Raw genomic sequence first — 9541 nt, forward strand, 5'->3', positions numbered from 1 at the left:
CGGCGTCGCCCCGGGGCGACGCCCCCGTGCCGGCGTGCGGGCCGGCTCGGTTCCTTGTCTCGGTCTCACGATCACATCCGTCTGTTCGGTCCGGCCCTTCGCGCAGGGCTCAGTCCCATTTGGGCGCCCCGCTCCAGTCGACGATGCGGCCGCCCGGCCGCGCCAGCGCGCGGATCCTCGCCATCTCGTCCTCGCTCAACGTGAAGCCGAAGATGTCGAGATTCTCGGTCAGCCGGTCCAGCCGCGCGGTCCGCGGGATGACCACCCCGCCCTCCTGGACGACGAAGCGCAGGCTCACCTGCGCCGGGGACTTGCCGTGCGCGACGGCGATGTCGCGGATGACCTGCTCGGACAGCACTCCGCCGCGCGCCATCGGACTGTAGGCGACGACCGCCATGCCGTGGCGACGCGACGCCGCCACGACCTTGGACTGGTCGAGATGCGGGTGCCACTCGATCTGGTTCACCACCAGCGGCTCGGTGGCGTACTTCACGGCCTGGTCGAGCAGCGCGACCGTGAAGTTGGACACGCCGATGTGCCGGGCGAAGCCGACCTGCTTCATCTTGCACAATGCCGCGATGGTCTCGTCCAGCGAGATGCGCGGGTTCGGCCAGTGCACCAGCAGGAGGTCGACCTCGGACAGGCGCAGGCGGGCGAGGCTCGCCTTGGTGGCCCGCTCGAGCTCGCGCGGCGCCAAGTGGTCCGGCCAGATCTTGGTGGTGACGAACACCTCCGAGCGGCGCAGGCCGGACGCGCGAATCCCGTCGCCCACGTCGCGCTCGTTCTCGTAGATCTCGGCCGTGTCGATCAACTTGTAGCCGGCCCGCAAGGCCTGCTCGACCGTGCGGGCGCAGCTGCGGCCCTTGAGCTCCCAGGTACCGAGCCCGAGGGCCGGGATCGTGGCTCCGTTGGCGGTGACGAACTCCATTCCGGTCTCTTTCGATGGCGCGGACGGAACCCGCACGAGAACCAACCTAACCGCCAAACGTTACCGGATCCGGATCAGGCGTCCCACTGTGGCGCGTGGGGCGGGCTGACCAGGCGGCCGTTCGGCTTGCGCAGCGCGGCGATCTCGCCCATCTCGGCCTCGCTCAGGGTGAAATCGAACACCGCGAGGTTCTCCGGCAGGCGATCCTTGTTGGAGGTGCGCGGGATCGCCACCAAGCCCTGCTGCACCAGCCAGCGCAGCGCCACCTGCGACGCGCTCTTGCCGTGCGCCGCCCCGATCCGCTTCAGCGTCTCGTCGGACGGAACGCCACCGCGCGCCAGCGGGCAGTAGGCCGTGACCGACAGGCCGTGCTTGCGGCAGGTGTCGATCACCTTGCGCTGGTCGATATAAGGATGCACCTCGATCTGGTTGGTGACCAGCGGCACGGTGGCGAGCCGCACCGCCTCCTCGATCATCGGAATGGTGAAGTTGGCGACGCCGACATGGCGGGCGCGCTTGTCCTGCGCGGTCCTGCACAGCGCCGCCATGGTGCCGGCGAGCGGCACGTTGCCGTTCGGCCAATGGATCAGCAGGAGATCGACGAACGGCAGGTCCAGCTTCTTCAGGCTCTCCTCGAAGGTCCGCTCGAAATCCGCCGGCGCGAGATTGCTGTGCCACACCTTGGTGGTGAGGAAGACGTCCTCGCGCTTCAGGCCGGAGGCCTTGAGCCCCTGCCCCACCTCGGCCTCGTTGCCGTACATCTGCGCCGTGTCGAGATGGCGATAGCCCATCCCGAGCGCGGCGCTGACGATCTCGACGCATGTATCGCCCTTCAGCGTCATGGTCCCGAGCCCGATGGCCGGGATCCGCGCGCCATTGGCTTCCACAACTTGCATGTCTCTCTCCCCGATGACTGTCGGCTGCCCGCCGGTTTCTTGGTTCTGCGATGTGTCGCGGCGTCCGGCGCGGCCCGCGCGGCCTGTCCGGGCCGGCACGGCCGGCCAGGAAGGTGAACGGATCGTCGAGACTTTAGCAAGCGTCTTCAACGACGGGACTGACCTGCATGCCGGCCCGACGCCCGGTATCGAGACACGCCCGGCCGGCCTCCGGCGGGCCCCCGGCGACCAAGTATACAGACCGGCAGGCCAGCGGGTCTCATCGGGTCCGCTCGAAGACCTCGCGACCGATCAGGATGCGGCGGATCTCCGACGTGCCGGCGCCGATCTCGTAGAGCTTGGCGTCGCGCAGAAGCCGGCCGGCCGGCCCGTCGTTGACGTAGCCGGCGGCGCCCAGACACTGCACCGCATCGAGCGCCGCCGCCGTCGCCCGCTCGGCCGCGAACAGGATCGCGCCGGCGGCGTCGGCCCGGGTCACCCTGCCCTCGTCGCAGGCCCGCGCCACCGCGTAGACATAGGCCCGCGCCGCATCGAGCCCGACGACCATGTCGGCGAGCTTCGCCTGGACGAGCTGGAAGGTGCCGATCGGCGCACCGAACTGCTCGCGCTGATGCACGTAGGGGATCACCAGGTCGAGGCAGGCCCGCATGATGCCGAGCGGGCCGGCGGCCAGCACGGCGCGCTCGTAGTCGAGCCCCGACATCAGCACGGCGACGCCGCCGCCGACCTCGCCGAGCACGTTCTCGGCCGGCACCTCGCAGCCCTCGAACACCAGCTCGCTGGTGTCGGAGCCGCGCATGCCGAGCTTGTCGAGCTTCGGCCCGGCCGAGAATCCCGGCATGCCGCGCTCGACCACGAACGCCGTGATGCCGCGCGCCCCGGCCGCCGGGTCGGTCTTGGCGTAGACCACCAGCCGGTCGGCGACCGGACCATTGGTGATCCACATCTTGGCGCCGTCGAGCACGAAGCGGTCGCCGCGCCGGACCGCACGGGTCCGCATCGACACGACGTCGGAGCCGGCCGAGACCTCGGTCATGGCGAGCGCGCCGACCGCCGCGCCGGAGATCAGGTCCGGCAGGAAGCGGCGCTTCTGCTCCGCCGTGCCGTTGCGCCGGATCTGGTTGACGCACAGATTGGAGTGCGCCCCGTAGGACAGCCCGATCGCCGCCGAGGCGCGGGAGATCTCCTCCATGGCGACGCAGTGGGCCAGATAGCCGAGGCCGGGACCGCCGAACTCCTCTTCCACCGTGATGCCGAGCAGCCCGAGCGCGCCGAGCTCGGGCCACAGCGCCCGCGGGAACGCATTGTCGCGGTCGATCGCCGCCGCGAGCGGCGCGATGCGCTCGTCCGCGAAGCGCCGCACCGCCTCGCGCAGCGCCGCGACGTCCTCGCCGAGCGCCAAGTCCAGCCCCGTCCAGGCATTCGCCGCCATGCTGCAGATCCCGGGCCGCATCGACGGCGAGCATTGCCCAACTCCCGCACGGCGGAAGTGTGGCAGGCCGCCTGGACCCGCTGCCTCAGGGGTCCACGCCGTTGATGAGGTCGTCGCCCTCGCCCGCGGCCGGGTCGGGCGAGGCCTGGACGCCGCGGCGCGTCGCGTCCAGGAGGGCCGCGGCCGGCATCGGGCGGGCGAACAAATAGCCCTGCATCTCGTCGCAGCCGGCGAGCCGGAGCAGCAGGCGCTGCTCCTCGGTCTCGACGCCTTCGGCCAGCACGCTGAGGCCGAGCGCGCGACCGAGCGCCACGATCGCCTGGAGGATCACGCCGCCATTGGCCGAGCGGCCGAGCGGCGCGACGAACTCCCTGTCGATCTTCAGCTTGTCGATCGGCAGCCGGCGCAGATAGCTGAGGCTCGAATAGCCGGAGCCGAAATCGTCCAGCGCGATCTTGACGCCGAGGGCGCGCAGCTCCTTGAGACGCTGCTTGGCCTCCTCGGGATTGTCGATCAGCACGCCCTCGGTGATCTCGAGCACCACCCGCGACGGCTCGATCCCGGAGTCCTCGAGCGCGTTCGCGACCGAGCGGACGAGCCCGCGGTCGCGCACCTGGATCGGCGACAGGTTGATGGCGATGAACAGATCCGGCCATTCGCGCGCGTCGGCGAGCGCCCGCTTGAGCACGAAGTCGCCGAGCTCGATCATCAGGCCGGCCTGCTCGGCGACGGCGACGAACACGCTCGGCGGGATGTTGCCGCGCACCTCGTGACGCCAGCGCACCAGGGCCTCGGCGCCGACCATGCGCAGGCCGTCGCCGGCGACGATCGGCTGATAGCACACCGACAACGCGCCGTCGGCGAGCGCCAGCCGGAGCTCCTGCTCGATGAAGCGGCGCTCGTTGATCTCGTCCTCGAGCCCGTGATGGAAGGCGAGGATGCGGCCACGGCCGGCCTTCTTGGCGGACCGTGCGGCGAGATCGGCCCGCCGGATCAGCTCGTGCGCGCTCTCGCCGTCGCGCGGCGCGATGGCGAGGCCGATGCTCGCCGTGACGTGAAGGACCTGCCCGCGGATGTGGAACGGCGCCGACAGCCGGCGGGAGCAGGCGTTGGCGGCCTCGATCGCCGCGGCGCCGTTGCGCACCGTCAGCACGGCGGCGAACTCGTCGCCGTCGATGCGGCCGATCTCGGCGGTGGAGGGCAGCGCGGAGCGCACCCGCTCGGCCGACTCGGCGATCAGCCGGTCGCCGATGTCGTGCCCGAGAACCTCGTTGACCTCCTTGAAGGAGTCGAGGTCGAGGCAGGCGAACACGACGCTCTCCTCGGCCTTGCGCGCCTTGAGGGCGCTGCCGAGCATCGCGATGATCTTGCGCCGGTTCGGCATCCCGGTGAGGGGATCCTCCTGGGCGATCCGCCGCAGCTCCACCTCGATCTGCTCGAGGCCGCCGGCGGCCCGGCGGATCTGGACCAGCGACAGTCCGGCGAAGCCGAGGAACGCAACGCCGCCCAGGGCCGGCAGCAACCACAGCCAGCTCGGCCCCTGCGAGTCGTAGGGCGCATCCCAGCCGAACCAGCCGACGATGCGGCCGCGCGAATCGGTCTGCGAGTGGAGCGGCCCCTGCGCGGCGCCCGGATCGGTCTCGAAGTGCAGGCCCGGCACCCCGGCGGTCTCGCCCAGCGCCGCGATCAGGGCGCGGTCGATCGGTGTCGCCAGCACCAGCGTCAGCCCCGAACCGCTCGACGGGCCGACCGGCGCGAGCGCCACCACGGCCGGCCTGTAGTCGAGAAGCGCGATCTCGGTGTGGACCGGGACGGCACGATCGACCAGGGCCACCTCGGCGCGCGAGCGCGTCCCCGCCTTCGGCACCTCCGTCCGGAACGAGTCGAGCACCGCCACGAGGCCGGGCGGAAGGCCTCGTGTCTCGGCCGGATAGGACGCTGCCAGCGAGCCGTCGTGGCGGATCAGATAGGCCCAGCGATGCTGGAAGCGCGGCAGCCCGCTCGGCGACAGATGCTGCTCGACATCGACCGGGATGACATCGGAGGCGCCGCTCGCGCCGATCGCCTGAGCCCGGCGCAATGCGGCGTCGCCGAACACGTTGCGGAACTCGCCGAAGGCGCGCGCCACGCTCAGCCGCATCCGCTCGATCGCGACGCTCTCGTCGGGGCGGGCCACCAGATAAAGCACGGCGGCCACCGACACGAGCCCGCAGGCCAGCGCCGCCGTCAACGCCAAGAGCGATCCGGACACCGGCCGAGCCGCGCGCGTCCACGCGCGGGGGGCGGCGCGCGCCGCCTCCTCGGAGGAGCGTCGGTCCGGATCCATCGTCGCATTTTCTCCGCTGTTGGCAGCGGGCCCCATGAAACCACCTTCGGGGTCGTTCTGACTCGCCTTCCTAACAGACCGCGAGTTAAAACTTGGTCAGCATAGATCGAACCGGTGATGTTCGGGACCGAAGAACTACGAAAAGACTGCCGATCCGGATCAGTGCAGCCCGAACCAGAGACTCGCTATTCCGAGAAACGAGAAGAACCCCACGACGTCCGTGATGGTCGTGACGAAAACACCGGACGAGACCGCCGGATCCAGCCTGAACCGGTCGACGGCAAGCGGTACGAGTATGCCGCCGAGCGCCGCCGCCACCAGGTTGCACACCATCGCCAGGCCGATCACGATTCCGAGATCCGCAGTTCTGAACCAGGCGGCAGCGGCGACTCCGGTGATCACCGCGAAGGCGAGCCCGTTGACGAGGCCGACCAGTGCCTCGCGCATCACGATGCGCATCGCGTTGCCGTCGTGAAGCTCGCGGGTCGCCAGGGCCCGCACCGCGACCGTCATGGTCTGGGTCGCGGCGTTACCGCCCTGGCTGGCGACGATCGGCGCCAGCACGGCGAGCGCCACCATCTTCTGCAGCTCGCCCTCGAACAGGCCGAGGACGGCCGAGGCCAGGAACGCCGTCGCCAGGTTGACGAGCAGCCAGTTGAAGCGGCCGCGCGCGATCGTCCACACCGAATCGGACAGCTCCTCGTCGCCGGTGACGCCGCCGAGCGCCTTGATGTCCTTCTCGGCCTCCTCCTCGATCACGTCGACGACGTCGTCGACCGTGATGACGCCGACGAGGCGGTCGCGATCGTCGACGACCGGCAGCGCGATCAGATTGTAGCGCTCGAACAGCCGCGCCACCTCTTCCTGGTCGGCGGTGGCGCGCACGCGGCGGCGCCCGGCGTCCATCAGCTCCTCGATCCGGGTCGGCCGACGGGTGCGCAGCAGGACGTCGAGGGCGACGGCGCCGAGCAGCCGGTAGTCGCCGTCGACCACGTAGATCTCGAAGAACCGCTCGGGCAGCTCGTCGTTGTCGCGCAGATAGTCGATCGTGTGCCCGACCGACCACGACGGCGGCACCGCCACGTATTCGGACTGCATGCGCCGGCCGGCGGAATCGTCCGGGCATTGCAGGCTGCGCTCCAGCGCGACGCGGTCGAGCGACGGGAGCTGGTCGAGAATCTCGGCCTGCTCCTTGCGGGGCAGATCCTCGAGGATGTAGACGGCGTCGTCGGAATCGAGGTCGCGCACGCCCTCGGCGACCGCCGCGGGCGGCAGCTCGTCGAGGATCTCCTCGCGGACCGTGTCGTCGACCTCGACCAGTGCGGTGAAGTCGAAGTCGGGCCCCATCAGCGCGATCAGCCGCGGCCGCAACTCCGCGTCGAGCGCTTCCAGGAGGTCGCCGACATCGGCCTCGTGCAGATCGCCGACCAGCGTGCGCAGCGTGCCCGCGTCGGCCGCCTCGATTGCGTCACGAACCCGCGTCACGACATCGGCGCGAAGCGCGCCGTCCTCGTCGCGCAGCACGGCGGCACCGGCCTCGGCGGTGGTCTCGGGCAGGTCCGACATCACGGGTCTCGCGGTGAAGCCGCGGGTCCGGCGTCCGGAGGCGCGACGGATTCGGCTTTTACGCGCGGGGCGCAGAGGTGGCAAATGCCTGAGCGCGACCGTATGTGGAGGTGCCGAACCGTCGCGACCAAGCGACAGGAACGCCGCGGCGCGGTGCCGCTCGCGCCGCGATTCGGCACCGGACCCTTCGACCTCGGGAGTTGCGGATGACGCGTCATGTCCTGGTGCTGCTCGCGGCCGCCGCCGCAGTCGCGGCGATGCCGTCCGCTGCACGCACCGAGCCGGCCTGCCCTGGCCGGCCGGACGCGCTCGGCACCGCCCGCGTTCTGACCGTCGACCCGGCTGCGACGCCGCGGGTCGGCCGCAAGCATTTCCCGCAGACCCTGCCGCTCGCCGACATGGAGGTGGTGCTCACCTTCGACGACGGCCCGCGGGCCGGGCGCACCGATCGCGTGCTCGACGCCCTGGCGCGCGAATGCGTGCGCGCCAGCTTCTTCGTGCTGGGTCGGCAGGCCCTGGCCTACCCGGCCCTGCTCCGCCGCATCTCGGCCGAGGGCCACACGGTCGCCCACCACACCTTCGACCACCCGCTGCTCGACCGCATGCCGCCGGCCGCCGCGGAGCGCGAGATCGATCACGGCTTCGCCGCCGTCGAGACCGTGCTGCACGGCCGCCCCAGCGACCGGCCGGGCACGCCGTTCTTCCGCTTCCCCGGCTTCGCCTCGACGCCGGCCCTGCTGGAGCGCCTGGAGCAGCGCGGCATCGTCGTGTTCGGCGCCGACCTGTGGGCGAGCGACTGGAACGACATGGCGCCGGGCCAGCAGCTCGACCTGGTGATGGCGCGGCTGGAGGCCGCACGCGGCGGGATCCTGCTGTTCCACGACCCGCGGCTGCAGACCGTGCAGATGCTGCCGGCCTTCCTCAGGGCGTTGAAGTCACGTGGCTTTCGGATCGTTCACGTGGTGCCGCCGCAATCCCGGACCGCTACCGTGACGGGAGCTGATGCACGATAGGCACGCGGCCACGATTTCATCATCTGTACACGATATTTTTCCGTTTTGCCGGTTACGAAGTGCGCGTGACTATGGGAAAAAACCGTTTGCGTTCCGATTGATCGGGGAAGGGACTGGTCATGCGCCGTTCGCGCGCCGTAGCGCCGTCTGTGGTGGTTTCGTCGTTCGCCCTGTCGCTGCTGGCCGCCGTCGCGGCCGGCCCGGCGAGCGCGGCCGGTACAACTCCTGATGCGTCCTGCCCCGGCAATCCGAACGCTCTCGGCACCAGCCGGACCCTGGTGGTCGACCCGCTCGAGCACGCCCGCATCGGCGTCATGCAATATCGGGAATCGCTGCCGCTCGCCGACCACGAGGTGGTGCTGACCTTCGACGACGGGCCGATCCCGCCCTATTCCACCCGCGTGCTCGACATCCTGGCGTCGGAATGCGTGAAGGCCACCTACTTCCTGGTCGGCCGCATGTCGCATTCGTTTCCGAGCATCGTCCGCCGCATCCAGGCGGAGGGGCACACGATCGGGACGCACAGCCTCAGTCACCCGCTCACCTTCCACAAGATGCCGATCGCCCAGGCCGAGGCCGAGATCGAGGGCGGCATCGCCAATGCCGGCGCGGCGCTCGGCGACCGCAACGCGGTGGCGCCGTTCTTCCGGGTGCCCGGGCTGCTGCGGCGTGACGAGGTCGAGCGGCTGCTCGCCTCGCGCGGCCTGATGACCTGGAGCGCCGACTTCCCGGCCGACGACTGGAAGCACATCCCGGCGAGCGAGGTGATGAAGCGGGCGCTGGAGCGCATCGAGGCGCGCGGCCGCGGCGTGCTGCTGCTGCACGACATCCAGCCCGCGACCGTGCTGGCGCTGCCCGGGCTGCTGAAGGAGCTCAAGGCGCGCGGCTACAAGATCGTCCACGTGGTGCCGGCGAGCACCGACGTGCCCAAGACCGTGACGACGCCCGAGCAGTGGATGGCGCGCGGCAGCCGCACGGCCGGCGCGGGCTGGCCGACGCCGCGCTTCACCATCGAGATGCTGCTCGCCGATCCGATCCTGCCGACCTACGATCCGCAGAGCCTCGGCGTGGTCGACGCGCTCGGTCCCTCGCCGGTCGTCGCCCGCTCGCGCATGCGCAGCTTCCGGGCCCACCGCAACGCCGTGCCGCTGCCGCCCGAGCCGGTGTGGCCGCGCCAGAGCGAGGACGAGCAGCCCGGCCGCGCCGCCACGACGCCGGCCGTGCTGCCGGTTCCGGGCATGGGCAGCTTCGGCCAAGACAACGACTTCGCGCCGGCGAGCCCGGTTCTCGGCACGGCGGGCCACGCCAGCCAGATCTACATGTTCGTGGCGCCCGGCCTGTATCGCCACGAGCGGCAGGCCTTCCTGCCTTACCTGGTGG

At 70.8% G+C, this 9541-nt stretch carries 7 protein-coding genes; 2 read left to right on the top strand and 5 right to left on the bottom strand.

The features are described 5' to 3' along the window. Positions 1-109: 109 nt before the first annotated feature. The 5 genes from CH341_RS23590 to mgtE all read right to left on the bottom strand — a co-directional run bounded on the left by CH341_RS23590 (position 110) and on the right by mgtE (position 7148). Positions 110-928 carry an aldo/keto reductase gene (locus tag CH341_RS23590; RefSeq protein ID WP_111421433.1) on the bottom strand — a complete coding sequence of 273 codons (819 nt, stop codon included), beginning with the start codon at positions 926-928 and terminating at the stop codon, positions 110-112. 74 nt (positions 929-1002) lie between these two features. Beyond that, positions 1003-1824: an aldo/keto reductase gene (locus tag CH341_RS23595; RefSeq protein ID WP_111421434.1), complete on the bottom strand. Its 822-nt coding sequence runs from the start codon at positions 1822-1824 to the stop codon at positions 1003-1005. Between the two features lie 259 nt (positions 1825-2083). After that, positions 2084-3256 carry an acyl-CoA dehydrogenase family protein gene (locus CH341_RS23600; RefSeq protein ID WP_111421435.1) on the bottom strand — a complete coding sequence of 391 codons (1173 nt, stop codon included), beginning with the start codon at positions 3254-3256 and terminating at the stop codon, positions 2084-2086. 85 nt (positions 3257-3341) lie between these two features. Continuing rightward, positions 3342-5582: a putative bifunctional diguanylate cyclase/phosphodiesterase gene (locus tag CH341_RS23605; protein WP_170149778.1), complete on the bottom strand. Its 2241-nt coding sequence runs from the start codon at positions 5580-5582 to the stop codon at positions 3342-3344. Between the two features lie 159 nt (positions 5583-5741). Beyond that, on the bottom strand, positions 5742-7148 hold the full coding sequence (gene mgtE, locus CH341_RS23610) for a magnesium transporter (RefSeq protein WP_111421437.1): 1407 nt from the start codon (positions 7146-7148) through the stop codon (positions 5742-5744). A 206-nt stretch (positions 7149-7354) separates the two neighbouring features. On the opposite strand from mgtE, the gene CH341_RS23615 reads away from it, so the two are divergent. Both CH341_RS23615 and CH341_RS23620 read left to right on the top strand, forming a co-directional pair. Continuing rightward, positions 7355-8161, top strand: a complete 807-nt coding sequence (locus CH341_RS23615) for a polysaccharide deacetylase family protein (protein ID WP_111421438.1) — start codon at positions 7355-7357, stop codon at positions 8159-8161. Between the two features lie 119 nt (positions 8162-8280). Further along, positions 8281-9541, top strand: a 1261-nt coding sequence (locus tag CH341_RS23620) for a polysaccharide deacetylase family protein (protein WP_111421439.1), incomplete at its 3' end; no start/stop codon positions are given.

This window comes from Rhodoplanes roseus, assembly GCF_003258865.1.
In the GTDB taxonomy this organism is placed as follows: domain Bacteria; phylum Pseudomonadota; class Alphaproteobacteria; order Rhizobiales; family Xanthobacteraceae; genus Rhodoplanes; species Rhodoplanes roseus.